At 50.5% G+C, this 23,942-nt stretch carries 23 protein-coding genes, 1 other RNA gene and 1 pseudogene; 23 read left to right on the top strand and 2 right to left on the bottom strand.

Going from position 1 to position 23,942, the window contains the following annotated elements; genetic code table 11:
* From hisS to QMD53_02280, 19 genes are all read left to right on the top strand, one after another.
* Nucleotides 1-1,281: a histidine--tRNA ligase gene (hisS, locus tag QMD53_02370; protein MDI6799509.1), complete on the top strand. Its 1,281-nt coding sequence runs from the start codon at nucleotides 1-3 to the stop codon at nucleotides 1,279-1,281.
* Nucleotides 1,282-3,057, top strand: coding sequence for an aspartate--tRNA ligase (gene aspS, locus QMD53_02365; GenBank protein ID MDI6799508.1), 1,776 nt, complete (start codon nucleotides 1,282-1,284; stop codon nucleotides 3,055-3,057). It abuts the gene before it with no gap.
* Nucleotides 3,058-3,113: 56 nt separating this feature from the next.
* Nucleotides 3,114-3,298, top strand: a non-coding RNA gene (gene ssrS / locus QMD53_02360) — 6S RNA.
* Between the two features lie 30 nt (nucleotides 3,299-3,328).
* The gene (locus QMD53_02355; GenBank protein MDI6799507.1) at nucleotides 3,329-4,651 is read left to right on the top strand and encodes a replication-associated recombination protein A; all 1,323 of its coding nucleotides are present in this window, start codon (nucleotides 3,329-3,331) and stop codon (nucleotides 4,649-4,651) included.
* Between the two features lie 45 nt (nucleotides 4,652-4,696).
* The gene (gene mnmA, locus QMD53_02350; protein ID MDI6799506.1) at nucleotides 4,697-5,737 is read left to right on the top strand and encodes a tRNA 2-thiouridine(34) synthase MnmA; all 1,041 of its coding nucleotides are present in this window, start codon (nucleotides 4,697-4,699) and stop codon (nucleotides 5,735-5,737) included.
* A 143-nt stretch (nucleotides 5,738-5,880) separates the two neighbouring features.
* Nucleotides 5,881-6,159 carry a hypothetical protein gene (locus tag QMD53_02345; GenBank protein MDI6799505.1) on the top strand — a complete coding sequence of 93 codons (279 nt, stop codon included), beginning with the start codon at nucleotides 5,881-5,883 and terminating at the stop codon, nucleotides 6,157-6,159.
* A 57-nt stretch (nucleotides 6,160-6,216) separates the two neighbouring features.
* Nucleotides 6,217-7,284 (top strand): AI-2E family transporter, encoded by a 1,068-nt coding sequence (locus tag QMD53_02340; GenBank protein ID MDI6799504.1) that lies wholly within the window; start codon nucleotides 6,217-6,219, stop codon nucleotides 7,282-7,284.
* A gap of 21 nt (nucleotides 7,285-7,305) precedes the next feature.
* On the top strand, nucleotides 7,306-9,945 hold the full coding sequence (gene alaS, locus QMD53_02335) for an alanine--tRNA ligase (GenBank protein MDI6799503.1): 2,640 nt from the start codon (nucleotides 7,306-7,308) through the stop codon (nucleotides 9,943-9,945).
* A 37-nt stretch (nucleotides 9,946-9,982) separates the two neighbouring features.
* Nucleotides 9,983-10,423 (top strand): Holliday junction resolvase RuvX, encoded by a 441-nt coding sequence (gene ruvX, locus QMD53_02330; protein MDI6799502.1) that lies wholly within the window; start codon nucleotides 9,983-9,985, stop codon nucleotides 10,421-10,423.
* Nucleotides 10,407-11,465, top strand: a complete 1,059-nt coding sequence (gene mltG / locus QMD53_02325; protein MDI6799501.1) for an endolytic transglycosylase MltG — start codon at nucleotides 10,407-10,409, stop codon at nucleotides 11,463-11,465. Before ruvX ends, mltG begins: the two co-directional genes overlap by 17 nt.
* A complete protein-coding gene (locus QMD53_02320; GenBank protein MDI6799500.1) occupies nucleotides 11,455-12,720 on the top strand; it encodes a U32 family peptidase in 1,266 nt (421 codons plus the stop codon). The genes mltG and QMD53_02320 overlap by 11 nt, the downstream gene beginning before the upstream one ends.
* 78 nt (nucleotides 12,721-12,798) lie before the next feature.
* A complete protein-coding gene (locus tag QMD53_02315) occupies nucleotides 12,799-13,314 on the top strand; it encodes a YqeG family HAD IIIA-type phosphatase (GenBank protein MDI6799499.1) in 516 nt (171 codons plus the stop codon).
* Entirely contained in the window at nucleotides 13,271-14,182 is a 912-nt protein-coding gene (locus QMD53_02310) for a shikimate dehydrogenase (GenBank protein ID MDI6799498.1), read from the top strand. Before QMD53_02315 ends, QMD53_02310 begins: the two co-directional genes overlap by 44 nt.
* Before the next feature lie 3 nt (nucleotides 14,183-14,185).
* Nucleotides 14,186-15,871 (top strand): ATPase, T2SS/T4P/T4SS family, encoded by a 1,686-nt coding sequence (locus QMD53_02305; protein MDI6799497.1) that lies wholly within the window; start codon nucleotides 14,186-14,188, stop codon nucleotides 15,869-15,871.
* Nucleotides 15,871-17,526, top strand: coding sequence for an ATPase, T2SS/T4P/T4SS family (locus QMD53_02300; GenBank protein MDI6799496.1), 1,656 nt, complete (start codon nucleotides 15,871-15,873; stop codon nucleotides 17,524-17,526). The genes QMD53_02305 and QMD53_02300 overlap by 1 nt, the downstream gene beginning before the upstream one ends.
* A 51-nt stretch (nucleotides 17,527-17,577) precedes the next feature.
* A complete protein-coding gene (locus tag QMD53_02295) occupies nucleotides 17,578-18,624 on the top strand; it encodes a type IV pilus twitching motility protein PilT (protein ID MDI6799495.1) in 1,047 nt (348 codons plus the stop codon).
* An 18-nt stretch (nucleotides 18,625-18,642) separates the two neighbouring features.
* Complete coding sequence (locus QMD53_02290) at nucleotides 18,643-19,863, top strand: type II secretion system F family protein (GenBank protein MDI6799494.1); 1,221 nt, start codon at nucleotides 18,643-18,645, stop codon at nucleotides 19,861-19,863.
* A gap of 196 nt (nucleotides 19,864-20,059) precedes the next feature.
* Complete coding sequence (locus QMD53_02285) at nucleotides 20,060-20,392, top strand: prepilin-type N-terminal cleavage/methylation domain-containing protein (protein MDI6799493.1); 333 nt, start codon at nucleotides 20,060-20,062, stop codon at nucleotides 20,390-20,392.
* A 136-nt stretch (nucleotides 20,393-20,528) separates the two neighbouring features.
* Nucleotides 20,529-20,798, top strand: a complete 270-nt coding sequence (locus QMD53_02280) for a type II toxin-antitoxin system Phd/YefM family antitoxin (protein MDI6799492.1) — start codon at nucleotides 20,529-20,531, stop codon at nucleotides 20,796-20,798.
* Between the two features lie 276 nt (nucleotides 20,799-21,074).
* Here the strand turns inward: QMD53_02280 and QMD53_02275 are convergent.
* Nucleotides 21,075-21,267: pseudogene (locus tag QMD53_02275) on the bottom strand (type II toxin-antitoxin system HicA family toxin).
* 28 nt (nucleotides 21,268-21,295) lie between these two features.
* Nucleotides 21,296-21,508, bottom strand: a complete 213-nt coding sequence (locus tag QMD53_02270) for a type II toxin-antitoxin system HicB family antitoxin (protein ID MDI6799491.1) — start codon at nucleotides 21,506-21,508, stop codon at nucleotides 21,296-21,298.
* A gap of 315 nt (nucleotides 21,509-21,823) precedes the next feature.
* On the opposite strand from QMD53_02270, the gene QMD53_02265 reads away from it, so the two are divergent.
* From QMD53_02265 to QMD53_02250, 4 genes are all read left to right on the top strand, one after another.
* A complete protein-coding gene (locus QMD53_02265) occupies nucleotides 21,824-22,048 on the top strand; it encodes a type II toxin-antitoxin system HicB family antitoxin (GenBank protein MDI6799490.1) in 225 nt (74 codons plus the stop codon).
* Nucleotides 22,045-22,272 (top strand): type II toxin-antitoxin system HicA family toxin, encoded by a 228-nt coding sequence (locus QMD53_02260; protein ID MDI6799489.1) that lies wholly within the window; start codon nucleotides 22,045-22,047, stop codon nucleotides 22,270-22,272. Before QMD53_02265 ends, QMD53_02260 begins: the two co-directional genes overlap by 4 nt.
* 190 nt (nucleotides 22,273-22,462) lie before the next feature.
* Nucleotides 22,463-23,194: a helix-turn-helix domain-containing protein gene (locus QMD53_02255; GenBank protein ID MDI6799488.1), complete on the top strand. Its 732-nt coding sequence runs from the start codon at nucleotides 22,463-22,465 to the stop codon at nucleotides 23,192-23,194.
* 490 nt (nucleotides 23,195-23,684) lie between these two features.
* Nucleotides 23,685-23,942: transposase (locus QMD53_02250; protein ID MDI6799487.1), on the top strand; the 258-nt coding region annotated here is incomplete at its 3' end.

Genomic DNA, 23,942 nt, shown 5'->3' with positions numbered 1-23,942 from the left:
TTGGAGGCTATCATCAAAGCGGCACGCGGCACATCAGACATACTCTTAGATAAGGCGGTCAAGAAGTCGCATGTCGAACGAAGGATCATGGAAATCTTTGAGAGATTCGGCTACTCACCCATTATCACCCCAACCTTCGAACATACCGAGCTCTTCACGCGCACCATAGGTGAGGCGACCGATATTGTCAGCAAGGAGATGTATACATTCAAAGATAAGGGAGGCCGCAGCCTGACTTTGCGTCCCGAAGGGACGGCCCCGGTAATCAGGGCCTTTTTGGAGCATGGGCTAACATCGATGCCGATGCCGGTCAAGCTCTACTATAGCGGGCAGATGTTTCGTTATGAGAGGCCACAGGCCGGACGATACCGCGAGTTCTACCAGATCGGGGTGGAGGCAATCGGCTCAAGCGATCCTCTCATCGATGCCGAGAATATCACCCTCCTTCACTACGCCTTGACCGAACTCGGTCTGAGCGAACTCGCCCTTCACCTAAACAGCATGGGCTGCAAGGGATGCCGCAAAGACTTTGCCGCCTCACTCAAGAAAGACCTCAAAGAGAGGGCTCGCGATCTCTGTGATGATTGCCGCTTAAGGGCGGCGTCCAATCCCTTGAGAGTCTTTGATTGCAAGAATCCAAATTGTATCGAGAGCCTTAAGACTGCGCCCAAGATAGGCGACTACCTATGCAAAGACTGCAATGATCATTTCGATGCGGTCAGAGAGGCGCTCGGTGATCTTGGGATCGATTTTATCGTCGATTCCTCACTGGTTCGCGGTTTCGATTACTATACCAAGACGACCTTTGAAGTGAGGTCGGGCGCGCTTGGAGCCCAGAATGCCCTTGGCGGCGGCGGCCGCTATGATGGGCTCTCAGAGGAGCTTGGAGGCCCGCACATTCCATCGATCGGTTTTGCCATCGGGACCGAGCGGGTCTTGCTGGCCCTTCAAGCTTTGGACATCCCCCCCTCGGCCACCCCATCCCTAGATCTCTTCATTATCTCAACCGATGAGGCCAGGCGAGAGGCGTTCAAGCTGCTTATGAACCTACGCAAAGCCGGGTTATCGGCTGAGATGGACTACGGCTTAAGGACATTTAAGGGGCAGATGAAGCTTGCTGGAAAGATGGGCGCCACCTTCGTTATCATCCTTGGCGAGCAGGAGTTGGCAAGGGGGATGGTCTCGATAAAGTCCATGGCGGCCGGAGAGCAGACAGAAGTCTTGCTGGCTGATGCAGCGGGCTGGCTTATAAAAAATCTTAATCGGAACAAAGAGGCATAGATGACGGATAAAAGGATAAGCTATTCCAAGAGGAGCCATGGTTGCGGTCTTTTAAGCCGGGGCGATGCGGGCAAAAAGGTAGAACTATCAGGCTGGGTTAACAGCCGAAGGGACCACGGCGGTCTGATCTTTATCGACCTTCGGGACCGCCACGGTCTCGTCCAGGTGGTCATAAACCCGGATGGCGGCGGCCTATTCGAGCTTGCGGGCAGCCTTAGAGACGAGTTCGTGGTCAAGGTTACGGGCTCGGTCTCACTTCGGCCGGAGGGGACGGCAAATCCCAACATCAAAACGGGTGAGATCGAGGTGATCGCCGAGGATATCATCATATTGAGTTCCTCTAAGACGCCGCCCTTTGAGATAAACGATGATATTCCGATAGATGAGAATCTGAAGCTCAAGCATCGCTACCTCGACCTTAGAAGGAAAGGGACCTTTAAAAGCTTCAACTTAAGACATGAGGTCTGCCAGGCGGCGAGAGACTTTCTCAATGAGCACGGATTCATAGAGACCGAGACGCCTTTTCTGACCAAGAGTACGCCGGAGGGAGCCAGGGATTATCTGGTGCCAAGCCGGGTCCACCCGGGTCACTTCTATGCCCTTCCCCAATCTCCCCAGCTCTTCAAGCAGATACTCATGGTGGCAGGCTTCGACCGCTACTACCAGTTTGCCCGCTGCTTTCGGGATGAGGATTTGAGGGCCGACCGCCAGCCGGAGCACACCCAGATCGATATGGAGATGTCCTTCGTCGATCAGGAGTCGATCCTTGCGATGGCCGAAGATTTGATGAAGAGGATATTCGCCTCTCAAGGGGTGGAACTAACAACCCCGTTCAAACGGTTGACCTATGCCGAGGCCGTGGGACGCTACGGAAGCGACAAACCGGATTTGCGCTTTGGTTTAGAACTCGTGGACATCGGGAGGATAGTCAAGGGCTCGGGCTTCAAGGTATTCGACTCGGTTCTAGAGGCGGGCGGAGAGGTCAAGGGGATAAGGGCGCCCGGCTGCGCCGATTTTTCCAGAGGCAAAATAGAAGAGCTGACCAAAGCCGCTTCCATTTATGGAGCCAAAGGTCTTGCGACCATTCAAATTCTAGAAGATAGTCAGATAAAATCGCCAATAGCCAAATTCTTCTCTCCAGAAACCATAACCCAGCTCATAAGGGAGCTCTCGGCCGGACCCGGCGATCTCATCCTGATCGTCGCCGATAAACCTTCGATTGTGAGCGAATCTCTGGGCCACTTGAGGCTGAGGCTTGCAGATGAACTCGGTCTCATTGACGAGGAGGAGTACAACTTTCTCTGGGTCGTCGATTTTCCCATGTTTGAATATGACGAGGAGGAGAAGCGATATAAGGCCCATCATCACCCCTTCACCTCGCCAAAAGAGGATTCGATTGCCCGCTTGGAGATGGACCCCATTTCGGCCGTTGCCTGGGCCTACGATCTCGTTCTGAACGGAACCGAGCTTGGAGGAGGCAGCATCAGGATCCACGACCAAGATGTTCAGAGGAGGGTATTCAACCTTCTCGGAATAGCCGATGAAGATATAGAGGCAAAATTCGGTTTTCTTGTCGAAGCGTTAAAATACGGCGCCCCTCCTCACGGTGGGATGGCAATAGGCTTGGATCGTCTGGTTATGTTGATAGCAAAGAAGGAGAGCATCAGGGATGTAATCGCTTTTCCCAAGACGCAGGCCGCCGTCTGTCCTCTAACCGGCGCTCCAGATGAGGTCGACGAGAAACAGCTGAAGGATCTTGGCATCAAGCTTAAATAGTACTGAAGGGTCAGATGTTGCTTTCTTTTAAGTTATGGTATATTTAATCTAGTATGGGGGTTCTGCGATGTGCGTGGATGCGACGCTTAATTTGAACCAACACTCACAGTAGGGAGCCTTAGGTCCGGGTACGTTGAACATGCCTCAATGCTTGAGGACTTTCAAGGTGCTTGGCAGGGCACCCACCTTTTTGGGCCTCGGGTTCAAAAAGGGTCGTTTCAAACGGCATGGCGGAGCCTCCTCCTCTATTCTCCACCAGTATGAGTCTCTTATGGATCAAGATAAAACCTCTCACCTCAATTCGTTCGCCCTTGAACCGCTTGCGAGCAGAATGCGCCCAAGGAGACTAGACGACTTCTTCGGTCAAGAGAAGATCATATCCAAAGGCGCGCCGCTCGCAACGATGATAGCCGAGGACGGCATAAGGTCCGTCGTATTCTGGGGACCGCCTGGCACAGGCAAGACCACGCTTGCTGAGATCATCTCAAATATCACCAAATCCCATTTCAGGAAGATAAGCGCAGTCAGCGCAGGCGTCGCTGAGATGAGAAAGATAATCGATGAGGCCAGAGCTCTTGCTGAGGCTGAGTCGAAGAGGACGATCCTCTTCATCGATGAGATCCATAGGTTCAACAAGGCTCAACAGGACATCCTCCTTCCCGTCATCGAGGACGGAACCATCGCCTTGATCGGGGCGACGACCGAAAATCCCTATTTTGAAGTCAATCCTCCCTTGATCTCGCGCTCCTGGGTCTTTCGCTTCGAGCCTCTCTCCAGCCAGGCCGTGGGGGCGATTCTAAGAAGGGCCCTCAAATTGGAAGGAGGAGAGGGCGATGTAAGCTTTGAGGGCGAAGCCATCGAGACAATAGCCGATATGGCGGGTGGCGACGGCCGGACTGCCCTAAATCTTCTCGAGGCGGCCATTCTTCTGGCCGAAAAGGGCGCAAAGGGTAAGGTGGTGGTGGGTAAGGACTTAATCCTCAGCCTGATTCCCGAAAGGAAGAGCTACTACGGCAAAGGCCTTGATGTCCACTACGATAACATATCGGCCTTCATCAAGAGCATCAGGGGCTCTGATCCAGACGCCGCCATTCATTGGCTTACCGCGATGCTCAAGGCCGGAGAAGATCCCAAATTTATCGCAAGAAGGATGATAATACTAGCATCCGAAGATATCGGGCTTGCTAACTCGCGCGCTCTTGAAGTGGCCGTCTCGGCCTTTGATGCGCTAAACGTGGTTGGTCTCCCCGAGGCCAAACTCAATCTGGCCCACGCCGCTCTCTATCTATCCCTTTCTCCTAAGAGCAATTCGGTGACTCTGGCTCTGATGGAAGGCGAGAGGGCTCAGGAGAGATACGGAGCTCTGGATGTGCCAAATCACCTTAAAGAGGCGGGTTACTCTGGAGCCAAAGAGATGAAATTTGGTCAGGGCTATAAGTATCCGCACAATTATCCGAATAATTTTGTCGATCAAAATTATATGCCCGATGAGCTGAAGGAGGTAAAATACTATCATCCGTCAAGCTCTGGACTGGAGGGGCGCCTATATGCCGATTGGTTAAAGAGACGTGACGGCCAGAGGCGCGGCAAATGATGTTAAAATTCTTGCATGAAATCTATCCTTTTTGGAGGTAGCAAGTTGAAGGAGACCGTGGCCGTGGGCTTGAGCGGTGGAGTCGATAGCGCCGTTGTTGCTGCTCTCCTGCTTGAACGGGGGTACGATGTCATCGCCATCACCATGAAGTTATTTGGTTGGGGCGAAGCGTTGGAGCCGGCCAGCCGGGTCGCCGCCGCGCTCAAGATAGATCACAAGGTGGTCGATCTGACCGATGAGTTCGCAAAGTTCGTAATCGAGTCCTTCATTCAAGATTACTCCAATGGTCTCACTCCCAATCCCTGTGTCAATTGCAACAAGATGATAAAGATGGGCCATCTTCTCAAAGCCGCCAAATCCTTTGGGGCCGATAAGCTTGCGACCGGCCATTATGTTAATCTCGAAACCGACCAGAAGAGCGGGCGCCGTCTCATCTTGAAGGGCCGAGATAAGATGAAGGATCAATCATACATGCTCTGGAGGCTGGGCCAAAGCCAGCTCAAAGATATCCTGACACCCCTGGGCGGATATCTAAAAAGTGAGGTCAAGAAGATCGCAAGCGATTTGAAGCTTCCGACCTCAACTGAGGAGAGCCAAGAGATCTGCTTTGTCGCCGGAAACGAGTATGTCAAATTCTTACAAGAAAAAGGCGGTCTTTCGCCTAAAGAGGGTGATATCGTGACCACCGATAAGCGGTTTTTGAAGAAGCATTCGGGTCTCTTCAACTTCACCATCGGTCAACGCAAGGGCATCGGCATATCTCACGACAAGCCCCTCTACGTCATTGAGCTCGATCCGGTGAAAAACCGAGTTGTTGTCGGTGAAAACGAAGAGCTTTACAAAAAGAGCCTGATCGCCAAGGACTTGAACTTCATCGCCTTCGATGAACTCAATACCGAGATGAAGGTCGAGGCCAAGATAAGGTACAATATGGAGGCCAAGGCGGCTCTCATGAGGTCGATTGATGGGGCGAGGATGGAAGTCATATTCGATGAAACTGAAAGGGCAATAACCCCAGGACAGTCTGTTGTCTGTTATCAAGGCGACGTCCTTATCGGCGGTGGAGTGATAGAAAAAGCAAGCTAGATTTCATTTTTTGGTTATGATAAACTTTGTCTTGGCTTCTGACCAGGTTTAACAGGTAAAAGTCTTAAACGATGGTGTTTGAAAAGAATCTGAGCCCTCTTTTTCAAGGCGACGACCCCGACTCGAACTTAAAAGAAGGTTTAATGGGAAGAGAAGATACCAGAAATGCAAAGTTTTTACTCGGACTCCTGGCTGGGCTTGGCATGGTCTGCGCCCTCAGCCCGACCCTTCGCGAGCTTGTGAAGGATCGGCTCGAAGAGGCGATGGATAATTCGAAGCCGCATCTGATAGAGGCGATGGGCGGTTTGATCAAAATATTGGATGAGGCCAAATTGGCGGCCGTCCAGGCCGAAGCCGATCTTTTGGGGTCTAAGCTCAAGGATTCCCAAGAGGTTGAGGAGCCCTTGGATTACATAGTCTAAGAAGTCACTTCAATGATTCTTCCAGGTGAAGCTGTGAATAGAAGCTCAAAGTTTAATATGGACGATTTCAAAAAGCTCTTCTTCATCTCCTGGTCAGTTGTGGGCCTCTTGATGCTCGCCTACTTCCTGATGATAGCCATGTCCAAAATAAGCGACGTTATAACCCTCTTCCTATACGCTCTCATCATCGTTTACATCTTGAAACCCGTAGTAAATTTCTTTGAGAAGAAGAGAGCGCCAAGGTTTTTGGCGGTCATTTTAAGCTATCTGGTCCTTGCTATTGCTCTCGGTCTAATTGTGTTGGCGGTCGCCCCCATATTCATTTCTCAGATAAGCGGCTTGATCGAAAAACTCCCCGGCTACTTTTTTGAGCTGGAAAAGGTGGTAAGCGACTATCGGACCCAATTTGCAGCCTTAAAATTACCTCCAGAGGCTCTGGATTACCTAAGCAGTGCCGCCGTATCATTCGGCGAATATATGCTCGAGGCATTCTCTCTTTTGCCCGGCCACACTGTCGGCGCTCTATCCTTCATCGTTTCGGCCGTATTAAAACCCTTTTTTGCTCTGATCATATCCTTCTATATCCTGATGGATTATGAGACGATATCCGGTTTCTTTTTAGGGCTTGTGCCCAAGTCTCATCTGCAAAACTTCAACGAGGCCTTAAGGATGGTCAACGTATCACTGAAGGGTTTCTTGAAGGGACAAGCCCTGGTCATTTTGGCCGTTGCCATTTTGAGCTGGATATCACTCTCTCTCCTTAAGGTCGAATACGCATTCGCCCTCGCCTTCATAATAGGATTATTCGATATCATCCCATACCTTGGTCCCATAATCGGCGGCGGGCTCGCCGTCATTGTTGCCTTCTTTCAGTCGCCCATGACGGCCTTCTGGGTGATCGTTGCCATGGTTGCGATTCAGCAGATCGAGGCCTTCTTAATATCGCCAAACGTCATGGGCAAGCAAGTAGACCTCCACCCCCTGGCCGTTCTAGTAGCCATCCTTATCGGGGGCAGTCTCTTGGGACCGCTCGGCATCCTTTTGGCCACCCCGGTTGCGGCAACTGTCAAGGGGCTCTACTTCTACTTCTTAAAGAAAAGAGGGGAGACTATCCCCTTAAGCTAACCAACTGGAGAGTCATTATTGATGAAGAGTTCTGAAATAAAAAAGAGTTTTCTCTCATTCTTCGAAAAGAGGGGACACAAGGTTCTACCAAGTTCGTCCCTGGTTCCGGACGACCCCACCCTCCTTCTTACGACGGCCGGCATGGTCCAATTCAAGCCAATATTTCAGGGCGACATAAAGCCCGAATTTACCAGGATTACTACCGTCCAGAAGTGCTGCAGGACGACCGACATAGAAAAAGTCGGTCACACTGCCCGCCACTTGACCTTCTTCGAGATGCTCGGAAACTTTTCTTTTGGCGATTATTACAAGAAGGAGATGATCCCCTGGGCATGGGAGTTTTTGACCAAGGATTTGGGTCTGGATCCAAACCATCTTTGGGTCAGCGTATTCACCGACGATGATGAGGCTTTCAAAATCTGGAAGGATGATGTGGGCGTCGATCCAAAAAGGATAGTAAGGCTTGGTGAGGATAGCAACTTCTGGTCGGCCGGTCCCGTCGGACCCTGTGGCCCCTGTTCTGAGATCCATTACGATTTTGGTAAGGAGAGGGGCTGCAAAAACGAAGATTGCACGGTCGGCTGCGATTGCGACCGTTTTTTAGAGATCTGGAACCTGGTATTCATGCAATATTACAGGAGCGAAGACGGAAAATTGACCGATCTCCCGGCCAAGAATATCGATACCGGATTTGGCGTCGAACGGGCCGCCTCGATACTTCAGGGGGTAAAAACCAATTTCGAGACGGACCTCATAGGGCCCATAATAGACAAGATATCCGCTTTAAGCGGGGTCAACTATGGAGCCGCAGAAAAGAGCGACATTTCGCTTAAGATAATCGCCGACCACATAAGGGCGGTAACCTTTTTGATAAACGACGGGGTTATCCCCTCAAATGAGGGCAGGGGCTATGTCTTAAGGAGGCTTTTGAGAAGGGCCATCAGACATGGCCGCCTCCTTGGCATAGACGAGGGGTTCGCTTTCGAGGTGGCCTCGGTCGTCATTGATCTCATGCGACAGACCTATCCCGATCTCAAGGATAACCTCGACTACGTAAAGCGGATCATGGTCAGCGAGGAGGAGAGATTTTTAAGCACCCTAAAGCAGGGCTTGGGGATTTTGGATAACATCATTTCGGTCGAGCGGAGCAAGGAGAGCGCTATGATCTCGGGCGATCTTGCCTTTCAACTCTATGATACCTACGGTTTTCCCATTGAGCTCACGCGCGAAATTGCCCAAGAGAATGGGTTTAGTGTCGATGACAAACTCTTTAAAGAACTGATGGCCGGCCAAAGGGCCAAGGCCAAGGCGGCCAGGGTAGATTCAGCTTTTGAGTCAGCAGGTCAAGTCCATCTTACGGCCCTGGATAGTTTCGGAAAGACCGAATTTACAGGTTATAATTCAGCCTCCCAAGAGACGGTCGTCTTGGGCATAATAAAGGATAATGACTTTATAGAGCGGGCCGGCGAAGGAGACGAAGTCGAGATCATTCTCAAAGAGACGCCCATCTATGCTGAAAAGGGCGGCCAGGTTGCAGATCATGGAGTTATCGAGACGGAGACCGGACGGCTTTTGGTAAACCACGCCTTCTATCCGGCCCCAGACCTAATCGTTCATAAGGCTAGGGTGCTAAGTGGGCACATAGAGGAAGGCCAGAGGGCGACCGCATCGATAGATATCAGCAGAAGGGCTTCGATCTGCCGCAACCACACGGCAACCCACATCCTTCACTGGGCGCTTTCAAATGCCCTGGGCAGGCACATAAAGCAAGCGGGCTCCTCAGTTGATGAGGAAAAATTAAGGTTCGATTTCACGCATTTCGAAGCGATACCGCCTTCGACGCTTCGGAAGGTGGAGAAAATGGTCAACGAAAAGATAATGGCCAACCTGACCGTAAGTTTCCATGAGACTTCATTGGAGGCGGCCAAAGCGGCCGGCGTCATCGCCCTTTTTGGAGAAAAATACGGCGAAACGGTGCGTGTTCTTGAAGTCGGCGATTTCAGCCGCGAACTTTGTGGGGGCACCCATGTCTCGGCCACCTCCGACATCGGTCTCTTCAAGATAGCCGCTGAAAGTAGCATCGCCGCAAATACCAGAAGGGTCGAGGCGACGACCGCTCTGTTAGCCTTGAATGAATTCTACCTTGAAGAGGATGAGTTAAAGGCGGCAGCGGCCATCTTAAGGTGCGGCGATTTTGAGGTCGCCAAGCGGACACAAGCCTTGCAGGAGGCCTTGAAAGCGGCTGAAAAGAGGGCGGCCGATCTGAAGAGACGCTTGGCCGGCGCCGACATCGACGGCCTAATTTCAAGCACTCAGTCCCTTAGAGGAGTTGAGCTAATCGCCCAAATAGTTCAGGCAGATGATATCGATGGGCTCCGTTCATTCGTGGACATTTTAAAGGAGAAGGCCGCGGGCGCACTCGTCGTTCTCGGCGCCTCCAAGGATGATCGCGCTTTTCTTCTTGCTCATGTTCCCTTAAAACTGATTGAAAAGGGTTTTGATGCCGGCGAAATCATAAAGGAGATATCCCCGCTTATCGGGGGGGGAGGCGGCGGTCGAAAGGAGATGGCTCAAGCGGGTGGCAAGAATCCCGGCGGTCTTGAAGCCGCCATCGAACGGGCTGTCCAATATGTGCGAAAAAAGGACGAAGGAAGTTCATGAGATGGATTTTGTGATTCAATTTGCGGAGGAGCTTTAGGTGAGACGGCTAGGTCTCGATGTCGGCCAGAAGAGGATAGGCATCGCCCTTTCCGATCCCCTTCTCCTTGCGGCCACCCCCCTGAAGACCATCAACCGGGGTGATCATGATGAGGAGATTCTTGAGATAAAGGGTTTGGTAGAGGAGAACGAGGTGGATAAGGTGGTTGTCGGCCTTCCTACCAGCATGAACGGCTCACTTGGTCCCCAGGCCGAAGAGACCATTGCTTACGTCAAGAAGCTCGAAGATAAGCTGAAGGTACCCGTCATCACATGGGATGAGAGATTTACGACCTCCATGGCGACCCGTCTGCTCATCGAAGCTGACGTCGGCCGCAAGAAGAGGAGGGGACTGGTCGATAGGGTGGCCGCCGTCTTCATATTACAGAGCTATCTGGATAGCATAAGAGATAGAGAGGCCTTTTGTGAAGAGACTGAATGAAGATATTTATCGAAAAAGGAGAACGACATCTCTCTTCCTGGTCTCCCTATTCATCTTCTCTCTCCTTATAAGCATAATTCCAATAAAGATAGTCGGGCTCAACTCATCCGATTTGGATAGGTTGGTTTTGATAGAGGCCCCTTCTGGTAGCGGAGTTACAGAGATAGCCGAAAAGCTGGCCAAAGGCGGCGTCATTCCCAGCCGCTTCAAATTTACCCTCTTTACGCTGCTTGGCGGTCAGGGGGCCAATTTGAAGTCGGGAAACTATATCATGAGCGAGGAGATGTCCTATTTCGATGTAATAGATCGACTTGTCAAGGGTCCCAAGATGAGCGATAAAAAACTCTTTACAGTCGTCATTCCCGAAGGGTTTACCGCAAAACAGATAGCGGCGAGATTCGAGAATATCATGGATCTTGATCGATTGAAGCTGGAGAATATGCTGCTCGATGGGGAGTCATTGGATTTCGGCGTCCCGACGGTCGTCAATGAGAGGCCCACAGGATCGCTTGAGGGCTATCTCTTTCCCAAGACCTACCTCTTCACCGAGGGTGATGATGAATCGTCCGTGGTCCAAGAGATTCTTTCTCAATTCAACCGGGAGGTTTCAAGTGTCCGCTTAAAAAAGGTGATGGGCAAGGAGTACAGCCTCCACGAGATACTTACCATCGCCTCCCTCATCGAAAAAGAGGTAAAGGTCGAAAGCGAACGCGAGTTGGTCTCGGCCGTCATCCACAATCGCTTAAAAAAGGGAATGGCTTTGCAGATATGCGCCACGGTCCAATATGTCCTCCCCGAGAGAAAAGAGGAGCTAACCTTGGCCGATCTAAAGTTCGATTCGCCCTACAATACCTATCTTCACCCCGGTTTTCCTCCTGGTCCGATTTGCAATCCCGGCCTGAGCTCCATAAAGGCCGCTTTGAACCCGGCCTCGGTCGATTATCTCTACTATGTTTTGACTGATTCGGCCGGAAACCATACCTTCACCTCGTCCTACGAAGAGTTTCAGGCCGCCAAAGCCAAGGCGAAGAATGGTTTCTAGTAGGACGGCCAAGACGGCGCCCCTCAAAAGACCGGAGCTTCTCGCTCCGGCCAAGGACCTAGAGACTCTAAAATATGTCATAGCCTACGGAGCCGACGCCGTCTATGTCGGAGGACCCAAGTTTGGATTGCGCAGCTCCGCCTCGAATTTCGATATTTCTAAGATTAAAGAAGCGGTTGAGTTCGCTCATAAGCGCGGCAAGAGGGTCTACGTGGCCGCAAACATCTTTCTGAGAAACGACGACATTATCCCCCTTGCCGCCTATCTTTATGATCTGGCCCAGGCTGAGGTCGATGCCGTCATAGTGGCCGATCCGGGGCTTCTTCTCCTTATCAAGGAGAAAAATCTGCCTCTCTGCGTCCATTTAAGCACCCAGGCAAATGTGACCAATTTTATGGCCGCAAGATTCTTCGAAGACCTTGGAGTGAAGAGAATTGTTCTAGCCCGCGAGCTTTCACTCTTGGAGATCGAAAAGATAAAGAAAGAAATAAAGGCTGAGATCGAGGTATTTGTCCATGGGGCCATGTGTATCGCCCATTCGGGGCGCTGCTTGATAAGCGCTTATCTTGCGGGAAGGGAAGCCAATAGGGGCGAGTGCGCCCAGAGCTGCAGGTGGAAGTATCATATGATGGAAGAGGAGAGGCCGGGCGAGTTTCTGCCCGTCTTTGAGGATGAGCGGGGGACATACCTCTTCAACTCCAAGGATCTCTCTCTGGCCCGCCGAATCGATAGCCTTATTTCGGCCGGCGTCGATAGCTTCAAAATTGAGGGGCGGATGAAGAGTCTCCACTATGTAGCGACCGTCACCAAGGTCTATCGCACCATCATCGATGAATGCTTAAAAATGGGCGAGGATTTCGTCTTTAATGAGGCTTGGGAGAAGGAATTGGCCAAGGTCAGTCATCGGGGCTACACCGAGGGTTTTCTGTCGGATGAGATGTCTTTTCCGGTCGCTCCCGTAATGGAGAAGACATCTAGCTCGAGTTATATTAAGACTCACGATTTTCTGGGAGTCGTTATCGGCTCAACCGACCAACTGACCAGGATCTCGGTCAAGAACCGATTCGAAATTGGGGACAGGGTAGAGGTTATGACTCCAAGCTCCCTCTTCGAATTCAGTTTGCAGTCGATGTTTGACGCTTCAGCGGGCGGCCAGATGCAGGTCGCCAATCCCAACCAGATTGTAGATATAGACTTTGGTTATGCTCTAAGCCCATACGCTATTTTAAGAAGGAGGGTAATCGGTCTGACTTAATAGGCCGATTTATTCTATAATGTTTTCTCTGACAGAAGTCCCTATCGATGGGCTAAATTCTTGCGTTAAGGATGAGATTTGAAGGGAGCATTTTTTATTAGAAGATTCTTTCCGGATGAGTACCACAATTCGATATTTGAGATAGATACCTTGAGGCTAAAGGAGGCCGGCAAAAAAGGCCTTCTCATAGATTTAGATAATACTATGGTGGCCAGAAACGAGAACGGCACCTCAAAAGAGCTAAAAGACTGGCTCATCGGTCTGAAAGAGAGAGGGTTCTTGGTCTGCATCGTCTCTAACAATTGGAAGCTTAGGGTAAGCCGTATAGCAGATGAACTGAGCCTCCCTCTGGTCGCAAGGGCCACAAAGCCTTCCAAGGCGGCCTTTTTGCGTGGCATGAAGGCGCTTGGAACCGTTCCCTGCCAGACGGCGGTTATCGGAGACCAGATTTTTACCGATATTTATGGAGGGAACCGTCTGGGTCTATACACCATTTTGGTCGTCCCCTTAAGCGGACATGAGCTCTTTCACACTAAAATACTTAGGCGGATTGAAGGATTCATTTTGCAGAGATTCCAGAAAGAGGCAAGTTAAGATGGTCAAGATCAACGGCAGGACCAAACTGGTGGGCATAGTGGGCGATCCGGTTGCTCACACCCTATCTCCTGTCATGCATAACGCCGCTTTTCAGGCACTCGATCTCAACTGGTCTTATCTTCCCTTCCATGTCGAGGAGGATGGTTTTAACGACTTCATAAAATGGGCCACGACCATAGAGAACTTGGTCGGGCTCAATGTGACCATGCCGTATAAGGAGAAAGTAAAGCCGCTCTTGGATGAACTGACTCCTCAGGCGGAGATACTGGGGGCGGTCAATACCATACATTTTCAAGAAGGAAGACTGATAGGTCACAACACCGATGGTCGGGGTTTTCTGGTCAGCCTAAAGAAGGATGGCCGAAGGGATCCTTCCGGCAAACGCGCCCTGGTGATCGGGGCCGGAGGAGCCGCCAAATCGGTCGCCATAAGTCTGGCCATCGCCGGGGCTAAGGAGATATTCATTGTAAACAGAACAAAAGACAAAGCGGGTAGGCTGGCAGAACTGGTAGCCAAGAGCTTCAATTGCCCGGCCTTCGGCTTTGATTTCTCCGATGATCTAAAAGAGAGAGTCCAAGCGAGCGAATTGATTGTGAACGCCACGCCCTTAGGGATGCTCACCAATGAAGTTCCCCAATTTTTTGAGCACGTAACGGAGAAGAACTTCGTTTATGATCTGACCTATTCGCCAAAGGAGCCAAAGCTTTTGAGTCTGGCGAAATCCAAGGGAGCGAGCGGCATCGATGGCATAGGCATGCTATTATATCAAGGGGCCGCGGCCTTTGAGATATGGGCTCACTTGGATCCACCGGTGAGCGTGATGAAGAGGGCTTTGATGGATTCTTTGAAGAAAAAGGGAGTTTAACCCATGATGGATAAGAAGGCGACCAACATCCTGGCGAGCAACTTGGTAAAGGCCGGCTTAGTCACCGATGAGCAGATAAAAGAGGCTCTGGCCAAACGTGGCAAGAACAAGTCGTTTGCTCAGGCGCTCAGCGATTGCGGGTATTTAAGCGAAAAAGACTTCGCCATGTTCATAGCCAAGACCAACAACCTACCCTTCGTTGATCTGGCAAATTTTCGGATAAAGCTCGAGATATGCGGCATGATACCCCAAGAGATGGTCAAAAAGAAGTCGGTTCTGCCGATCAAGGTCGAAGGCAAGACCCTCTTTGTGGCCATGACCGATCCCTCTGATGTCATCGCCCTAGATGATATCTCCGTAATAACCGGATACGAGGTCAAGCCGGCCGTGGCCATCGAATCCGATCTTCTACATGCCATAAACCGTTACTGCCGGGGAGAAAGAAACGCCGAGAAGTATCTGGCCGAGACCTTCGGCAAATCGGAAGAGAGCGGGGGCAAGATGACGAGCGTCCTTTTAAAGGACGCTGAAGAACGGGACGCCCCCATAATCGAGCTCGTGGAGTCGTTAATCAGACGGGCGGTGGCCGAAAGGGCCAGCGACATACATTTCGAGCCCGACGAGACGGATTTTAGGGTGAGGCTTAGGATAGACGGCGTCTTGCAAGAGATCATGACCTATCCAAAGAGGATTCAACCCCTGGTTATTTCACGCCTCAAGTTGATCTCGGGCATCGATATCGCCGAGCAGAGGAAGCCGCAAGACGGCCGCTTCGGCATGTTTGTGAACAAGAGCCCGATAGATTTTCGGGTGGCTTCCTTGCCCGGAGTATTTGGCGAAAAGGTGGTCATCCGCATTTTAAGAAAAGAATCGACCTTAATAAGTCTGGAAGAGCTGGGCTTTTTGCCCAAAGTCTTGGAGAAATTCAAGAACTCTTTCAACCGTCCCTATGGGGAGATATTGATAACCGGCCCGACCGGAAGCGGTAAATCAACCAGCCTATACGCCACATTAAACATCTTAAACAACGTAGAGAAGAAGATAATAACCATCGAGGACCCGGTGGAATACAAACTAAACGGCCTCTCCCAGATGCAGATAAACGTCAGGGCGGGCTTAACCTTTGCGAGCGGCCTGCGCTCAATCCTTCGGGCCGATCCCGACATCATCATGGTCGGCGAGATCCGCGACCGCGAGACGGCCATGATATGCACCGAGGCGGCGCTGACCGGTCACTTGGTCCTTTCCACCCTGCATACTAACGATGCCTCCTCCGCCGTTACCCGCCTTATCGAGATGGAGATTGAGCCCTTTCTGATATCTTCGGTCTTGAATGCGGTCCTCGCCCAGAGGCTGGCAAGAAGGCTCTGCGACGAGTGCAAGGTGGGATACAATCCTTCCAGCGAAATTCGATCCTCTTTCGGTCTGCCCCCTAAAAAGAAGTTCAAATTCTACAAAGCCAAGGGTTGCGCCGAGTGCAATAAGACGGGCTATCGGGGCAGGATTGGGCTCTTTGAACTCATGGTAGTGAGTGAAACCATAGCCAAGATGGCCATCGAGCGGGCAAACTCAGATGACATAAAACGGGTGGCCATAGAAGAGGGCATGATGACCCTAAGAGATGATGGTCTGGAGAAGGTCACAAAGGGTCTGACCTCGCTTGAAGAGATGATGAGGGTGGTGGTCTGATGGCTCAAGAAGATACCTTTCTTGATTCTCTCGTCTTCCAGAACGTTATCGGTGAAGATGAGGCCAAGGAGATAAGAGCGGAGAGCCTGGAGCGAGGCGTGGGTCTAGAAATAGTCATGGTCGAGAGGGGCCTTTTGGAAAGAAGGAGCGCCCCAAGAGGTTCTTTGGATGAAAACGGCGAAGCCTTGGTGGACCTTAGCGATTTTAAGGTCGATACCGCAGCAGCCATGACCATCGGTGAAGACATGGCCAGGAAGTACATGGCTCTGCCCGTAGCCTTTGATGGCACCGGCGGGCTGGTTGTCGCCGTTTCGGATGCGGATAATGTATTTGCCTTAGATGATATCAGGATACTTACCGGCTACAATATAAAGACCATATTGGTTAGGGAGCAAGACCTCTTCTCGGCCATAAGCAAGTATTATCACTTGGGCAAGTTCGGCGCCGAAGAGGAGGATAAGGATAAGGGCGCGGCCTTAAGCGAACTCAAAGAGATCGCCAAAGAGGCTCCGGTCGTAAAACTGATAAACCTCGTCTTGAATCAGGCGGTAAATGATGGGGCGAGCGACGTCCACTTCGAGCCGATGGAGGACGATCTTAGGACAAGGACGCGCATAGATGGCATAATGGTCGAGACGATGCGCTCGCCCAAAAATCTTCAATCGGCTCTCATTTCACGCCTAAAGATTATGTCTTCCATGGACATCGCCGAGACGAGAAAGCCGCAGGACGGCCGCTTTGAACTTACGGTCGGCGACGCCAAAGTAGATTTTAGGGCCGTAACCATCCCATCGGCCTTCGGTGAAAACATGATCCTTAGGATCTTGCGAAAGGAAGGCAACGTCATAACCCTGCCCGACCTCGGTTTCCTTCCAGATACTCTCGCCAAATTCACCCAGTCATTCTCCAAACCATACGGCGAGATCCTGGTTACAGGTCCAACCGGCTCTGGTAAATCGACCACCCTTTATGCCGTCTTGAACATCTTAAACACGCCTGAAAAGAACATCGTGACCATCGAGGATCCGGTAGAATACCGTTTCAACCGGATAAATCAGATGCAGATCAACGTCAAAGCGGGCTTGACCTTCGCAAGCGGTCTGCGCTCCATCCTTCGAGCCGACCCCGACATTATTATGGTCGGCGAGATCCGCGATCGCGAGACGGCTCTGATAAGCACCGAATCGGCCCTCACCGGCCACCTGGTCTTATCCACCCTGCACACCAACGATGCCCCCTCGGCTGTCACCCGCCTAATCGAGATGGGCATCGAGCCCTTTCTTATAACATCGGCTCTGGACAGCGTCCTCGCCCAGCGTTTGACCCGCCGTCTCTGCGATGCCTGCAAAAAGGAGTATACGGTCGACAGCAAGCTCAAAAAATACTTTGGGCTTTCGGCCAAGACCAAGCTCAAGGCATATAAGGCTATCGGTTGCAACAAGTGCAACAACATGGGTTATAGGGGGCGCATCGGTCTTTTTGAGTTCATGATCATGAGCGAGGAGGTCCAAAGGCTCGCCGTGATGAGGACAAGCTCCGAAGAGATAAAGAAGGTGGCCGTAAGCGAAGGCATGATGACCTTAAAGGAGGATGGCCTCGAGAAGGTGAAGCTGGGCTTAACCTCGATAGAAGAGGTAATGAGGGTTATAATATAATTTTATTTGAATTTGAAGGGGTGATAAGAAATAGCGGACCAACTGACTTCATTGCTTGTAAAACTTATTGAAACCAATGCTTCCGATCTCCATTTAAGCGCCGGATTTCCTCCGGCCACCCGGATAAACGGCAATTTGACGCCCCTAGAGGGGAGCGGGAAGTTGACTCCGGATGCCATCAAGGAGATGATCTATGGCATCATCACCGACAAACAGAGGATGATCTTGGAATCCCAATGGGAGCTCGATTTCTCCCACGGAATTCCGGGCAAGGCCCGCTTTAGGGTAAATGCCTACTATCAACGGGACAGCTTGGGCGCGGCCTTCAGGATGATCTCCCATGAGGCGTTGACCTTAGAGCAGCTTGGTCTTCCCGCCCACTTGGCCGAGCTTGCCAAGAGGCGAAAAGGTTTCATACTGGTTACCGGGCCGACCGGAAGCGGCAAGACGACCACCTTGACCTCACTCATCAATATCATCAACGACACCCGGACAGATCATATTATGACGGTAGAAGACCCCATAGAATTCTTGCACCAACACAAGAGGTGCATGGTCAACCAGAGAGAGGTCGGCTCAGATACCAAATCTTTTGCCAACGCTTTAAAGCACGTCCTTCGCCAAGACCCAGACGTCATTCTGATCGGTGAGATGAGAGATTTAGAGACGATAAAGATAGCCCTAACGGCCGCCGAGACCGGCCACTTGGTCTTTGCCACTCTCCACACCCAAGACGCCGCTCAGAGCATCAACCGTATAATAGACGTCTTTCCGGCTGAGCAGCAGGAACAAATAAGGGTGCAGCTCTCCGGCTGCCTCCAAGGCATCATAGCCCAACAGCTCCTGCCGACTAAGGACGGAAAGGGCAGGGTTGTGGTGGTCGAGCTTCTTCTGCCCACCCCAGGCATCCTAAATATGATCAGAAACGAGAAGATTCACCAGATATACAGCCTGATGCAGACGGGCGCCCAATATGGCATGATGACTATGGATCAGAGCTTGGCCAAGCTCTACCAGCAGGGCAAGATAGATTTAGACGTCGCCTTGACCAGGGCCATATTCCCGGCCGAGCTGAAGAGGATCCTAACCGGTTCATAACAAGGAGGCGAATTTATTATGCCGCCGATATTCGACTACAAAGTTAAAGATGCGGGAGGTTCTCTCATAACCGGCAATCTGGAGGGTGACAGCCGCACCCTGGTTGCCAGCCGCTTGAAAGAGATGGGCTACATCGTCTTGGCCGTAGATGAAAGGGTTGAGTCGCCCGATGTCGGCAAGGCCTTCACCCGCTCAAGAAAGGTAAAGCTGGGCGACCTTAAGATATTTTCACGCCAATTCTCGGCCATGATGAGCTCGGGGTTGACCCTGGTCAGAGCCCTTTCGATACTGACCCAGCAGACCAGAAACAGGAGTTTTGCCGAGGTGATTGCCAAAGTCATGAAGGATGTCGAGGCTGGAACCTCACTCTCCTCGGCTCTGGCCAAGCACCCCAAGATATTCAAGAACATCTTCATCAGCATGGTCAAGGCTGGCGAAGAGGGCGGCTTCTTGGATGAGATAATGGCAAGGCTTGCCGATCACTATGAGCGGGAAGCCGGTCTTCGCCACAAGATAAGGTCGGCCATGGCCTATCCCTTGGCCGTTTCGGCCTTTGCTCTGCTTATACTCATAGCCATGATGCTCTTTGTCGTTCCCATCTTCGTCAAGATGTTCGAAGACATGAATGCTAAGCTTCCTCTTCCTACCAGAATAATAATCGGCACAAGCAACGCCTTGCGCAGTTACTGGTATATATTTATTCTAGGTTTTGTCGCCGTCTATTACGGTATTAAGGCTTTTGCGGCGACGGAGAGGGGCATACTGCTCATAGATACCGTAAAGCTGAAACTGCCCGTCTTTGGCGAGCTCTCAAAGAAGGTGGCCATCTCCCGCTTTGCCCGCACCATGGCAACCCTTCTGGCTAGCGGCGTGCCGCTTCTTACAGTCTTCGATGTCGTCTCGGATACTTCGGGAAACGCTCTGGTGGCCAGAGACGTTCGGGCGGCCTCCTTGAGCGTCAAGGCGGGCCAGGGCATCGCCAAACCTCTGGCAAACAGCCCAATATTCCCGCTCATGGTCACCCAGATGATTGCCGTCGGCGAGGAGACCGGGGAGCTCGACCCCATGCTCTATAAGGTGGCCGACTTCTATGACGAGGAGGTCTCGGCTTCAGTTGATACCTTGACCTCGCTCATAGAACCGATCATGATAGTCGGTGTCGGCATCCTGATTGGAGCCATACTCATTTCTCTCTATCTGCCGATGTTCCAATTGGTCCTCTTGGTCGGTCAGGGTTAAAACTCAAGGGGCGTATCCTTTGGGCCGATATTTCGTTTTACAGTTAAAGATAATTTTTATCAATTTGCCTTATTCTTTAAAAAGCATTATATAACGGATGACCTCGATAAATGCTTGCGTCATTGCCAAAAGGGATGTATAATTTTTATGAATAGATATTTAATCACATGGCTTCTAATGGGAGGGGGTGAATAGATTGAAGAGATTTAAGAGAGAGGGCGGCTTTTCACTTGTAGAGTTGATGGTGGTCATCCTGATCATCGGTATTCTGGTGGCCATAGCCATTCCGGTTTATAATCTGGCAGTCACGAATGCACAAAGAAGAACTTGCCAGGCAAATCTTAGAACCTTAAATGGAGCGGCCACAGTTTACAGGGCAACTGAAGCAGCTGGGACTTTCCCAGCAGATATTGCTGCAATGGTGCCTAACTATATAAAGGCAGCTCCAGCGTGTCCTGCAGGGGGAACATATACTTATACTGCTGCCGACGGCACAACAGTATGTAATGTGGCCGGCCATGCTCTATAGGTGAAATTTTTAATTACTAAAAAAGCGGCCTTAATTCTTAGGGCCGCTTTTTTAGTTTGCCCCCAAGCCAACTCCCAACATTTGACACCCAACCGCAATAGTTATAACATGAATAGTACAAGAGAGGTGAAACAAGATGAGCGTAAAGATTCTTCCTTCAAGTGAAGTTCGTGATCACATCTCCACGATCCTAAAAGAGCTCTCTCAAGATAAGAAGCCCGTATTTATCACTCAATACAGCCGTCCCAGGGCCGTTCTGGTCGACATCGATCAATACAATTATTTAGTAGATTTACTTGAAGATCTGGAAGACATCAACGATTTCAGGCTGGCTGAGAAGGAGGCGGCCATCGGCTTTGATGATTTCATCGCCTCCGTAGAGGGCAAGGCCAGTGTACCGGATTGAGATAAAGAAGCGCGCTCAAAAAGATATAATAAAATTGTCGCCTTCCGTTCGCGCAAGTTTGACGCAGCTAATTCGCTCACTTGGTCATCAACCAAGGCCGGCCGGGTCTCAAAAACTGACCACTGGGCAGGAGTGGCGGGTGCGCTGTGGTGACTATCGAGTTCTCTATGTGATAGATGACCAGGATAATGTGGTGACGATAATCCGTGTTAAGCACCGCTCAAAAGCTTATATGTAAGCTAGCGGCTAGCAGACTTCAGCCTCCAAGCTCCCCACTTACAGGTTTTTCATAAAATCAACCGGATCAACCTTGGCGAGCTTGTCGGATTCCACGCAGCGTTCCTATCTTCAGCTCATCATGCATCGGGACCACGCAGCCGGTAACCTCGTTTTGAGTCGATTTTTTTAAGATTACATGGCTTCCGCGCTGTCGGATTTGCTCAAAGCCGAGGCGCTTCAATGCCTGGATGCATTATACGCCTGAAACCTTTCTTAAACTAGGCATTAACTGCTACTTCGAAGGTGGTTAAAAGGGGTTTTTCGATCACGATATCGGGAAACTCCTCCAAATAAAGCTCGGTCGCCTCTTTAAGGTTGTCCAAGGCCTCCTCTATCGTTCTGCCTTGGCTGACTGTTCCGATCTCTGGGCACTCCACGATATAGAGGTCCTCTTCGCGATGGAGCACCGCTGTAAGCGTTTTGGTTTTCATTGAAACCTCCCTGTTTGCGCTGTAAAACTTGACTAAAAGCATATCATAGGCAAAAAATAGTAACAAACATTAAGTTAGCCGTCATAAGCCAGCCGCCAGCCTCCAGCCACAAGCCAGCCTCCAGCAACCCATTCCCAACTCCCAACTCCCAACTCCCGACTCCGAAGGGCTTTCACTTGAACCCTAGAATCCTAAAATCATTGAGCCCTCCAGCCTCCCAACCATCTTGCCGAAATATGACTTTAAGCTTAAAATCAAATTCTATTTTACCGGTGAACGCAAATTCCGTCTCTGCCCAAAAGAAGAGAGGTCGATATGAAAAAATATAAGATTTCTGTGGTGGTTGAGAGAGACTCCGACGGTTACTTCGCCTATTCTCCAGAGCTTCAAGGCTGTTACGCTCAAGGGGAGACTTACGAAGAGGCTCTCGAGAATATCAAGGACGCGATCCGTCTTCATATAGAAGACAGGCTGAGCGCCCAAGAGGATATCCCTTCTTCAGAAATGGTAAGCTTGACCCAGGTCGAAATAGCCGTATGAGCCCAAAATTGCCCCGCCTTACCGCTTCAGAGGCGATAAAAGTTCTTGAAAAGATAGGTTTTTCGCTTGCCAGACAGAGCGGCAGCCACATGATATACAAAAATGAGAAGGGCAAGCGGGTAACAATCCCTTTCCACGGCGCAAAGGTTCTCCATCCAAAAATCCTAAAGAGCATCTTAAAAGACGCTGAAATCAATCTGGACGATTTTTTCGAGCTTCTGTAATCAATCGGCCAGCCTCCAGCCTTCAGCCTCCAGGCTTTTAAATACAATTTTATTTTTATGTGCAAGAACAGCCCCCATTCCCAACTCCCAACTCCAAAAGCCAATCGCCATCACCGCTTTCTTTCATATATTTTCATAAATCTTCTTGCATTTTACCGAAATTTATCTTTAAATATAGCTTAGAGAAAACATGGAAAAATTGATGAGCGTTAAAGAATTAGCAAAATATTTAGGCGTAACAGAGCGCACCATCTACAACATGATAGAGCGGGGCGAGATACCCTCACTAAAAGTCGGCGGCCAATATCGGTTCAGAGAGGACGACGTTGCCCTCTGGCTGGATAAGGCGTCCGCTAAAAAGGGCGGGCAGGGTTTGGAGAGGGTAAAATGGGAGAAGGACCCCCTTACCAAGAGGCTCTTCTTTATGGCGCTGCTTACCAAGGCCCTTGAGCCGAGTGGCATAAAACCCATAATAATCGGGGGCAATGCCGTCGAGTTCTATACCGCCGGCGGTTATGCCACAGCCGATATCGATATTATTGCTCCCACAGAACCTATAGACATCATTTTGAAGGATTGGGGCTTTAGCAAAGAAGGCAGACATTGGATAAGCGAAGAATTTGATATCGTTATAGAAGCCCCCGCGAGCTATCTTGAGCCGGAACAGCTCAAAAGGATATATGAGGTGGAAATAGAAGACCTAAGAGTTTACATTTTAGGTGTTGAAGACCTGATAATCGATCGTCTTAACGCCTGTGTCCACTGGAAATCAAAAGGCGATGGCGAGTGGGCTAAGGAACTTATGATGCTCCACTTATCTGAAATCGATTGGGATTATATCGAAGAGAGGGCTGAAACGGAGAAGGTCAAAGGGGCCTTAGCTGAGCTTAGAGGGGAACTTAAAGTCGATGAAGACTGTTAAATACGAGGACTATCTGAAGAGACGAAAGGAATTTTTAAGGACAAGTGTTAAGCTGGGTCTCAAAAGGTCGCCCTCTTCAAAAATGCGTGATAAAAAAGAAAGAGATCTTTTAATAAGGCTAGATAAGCAGCGCCTAGAACGATGGAAGGCGAGCGGAAGACTCGTTCGCCTAGCCGCAAGAAGATACAGGCTAAACATCAACTCTTAATCGCTGATCTCAGAGCCAGCCCCCAGGTCCCAGTCTCCGTGAAAAGCAGGATCCAAGGAGCCGAGCGGTCAAAAAGTGCAGGAGTCAAGGAGTCAAGGATTCAAGGGCCGAAAGGGATTTACACTTGAATCCTCAAAGACTTCTACCCATCCCGCTTCCCACGGCCGTGCCCTTAAACTTCTGTAAAAAGGATATAACACCTATAGCTCTTTGACAAAGAGAGCCATCGTCCTCCAAGATAAGGGAAAAGCATCAACAAATCTCTTATCGAAAGGAGTAACGATGGCTAAGAAAAAGGATATAACGATTGAGGAGGCAATACAAGTAATCCTTAAATCCGGAGGTGATAACCCCTTAAGACAGATGCTAGAGTTCATGGCCCAGCAAACACTTGAGTACGAGATGACCGAGCACCTTGGGGCAGAACCATACGAGCGCACCTTTAAAAGAAGGGGCATGCGAAACGGATACAAACCCCGTACCCTGATAACCAGGGTGGGAGGCCTTCACCTCATGGTTCCTCAAGATAGAGAGGGAACC

The organism is Actinomycetota bacterium (assembly GCA_030017835.1).
GTDB lineage: Bacteria > Actinomycetota > Aquicultoria > UBA3085 > Oleimmundimicrobiaceae > Yes70-04.
The sequence above is the reverse complement of the archived record's forward strand: the minus strand, read 5'-3'. Positions and strand labels throughout refer to the sequence as shown.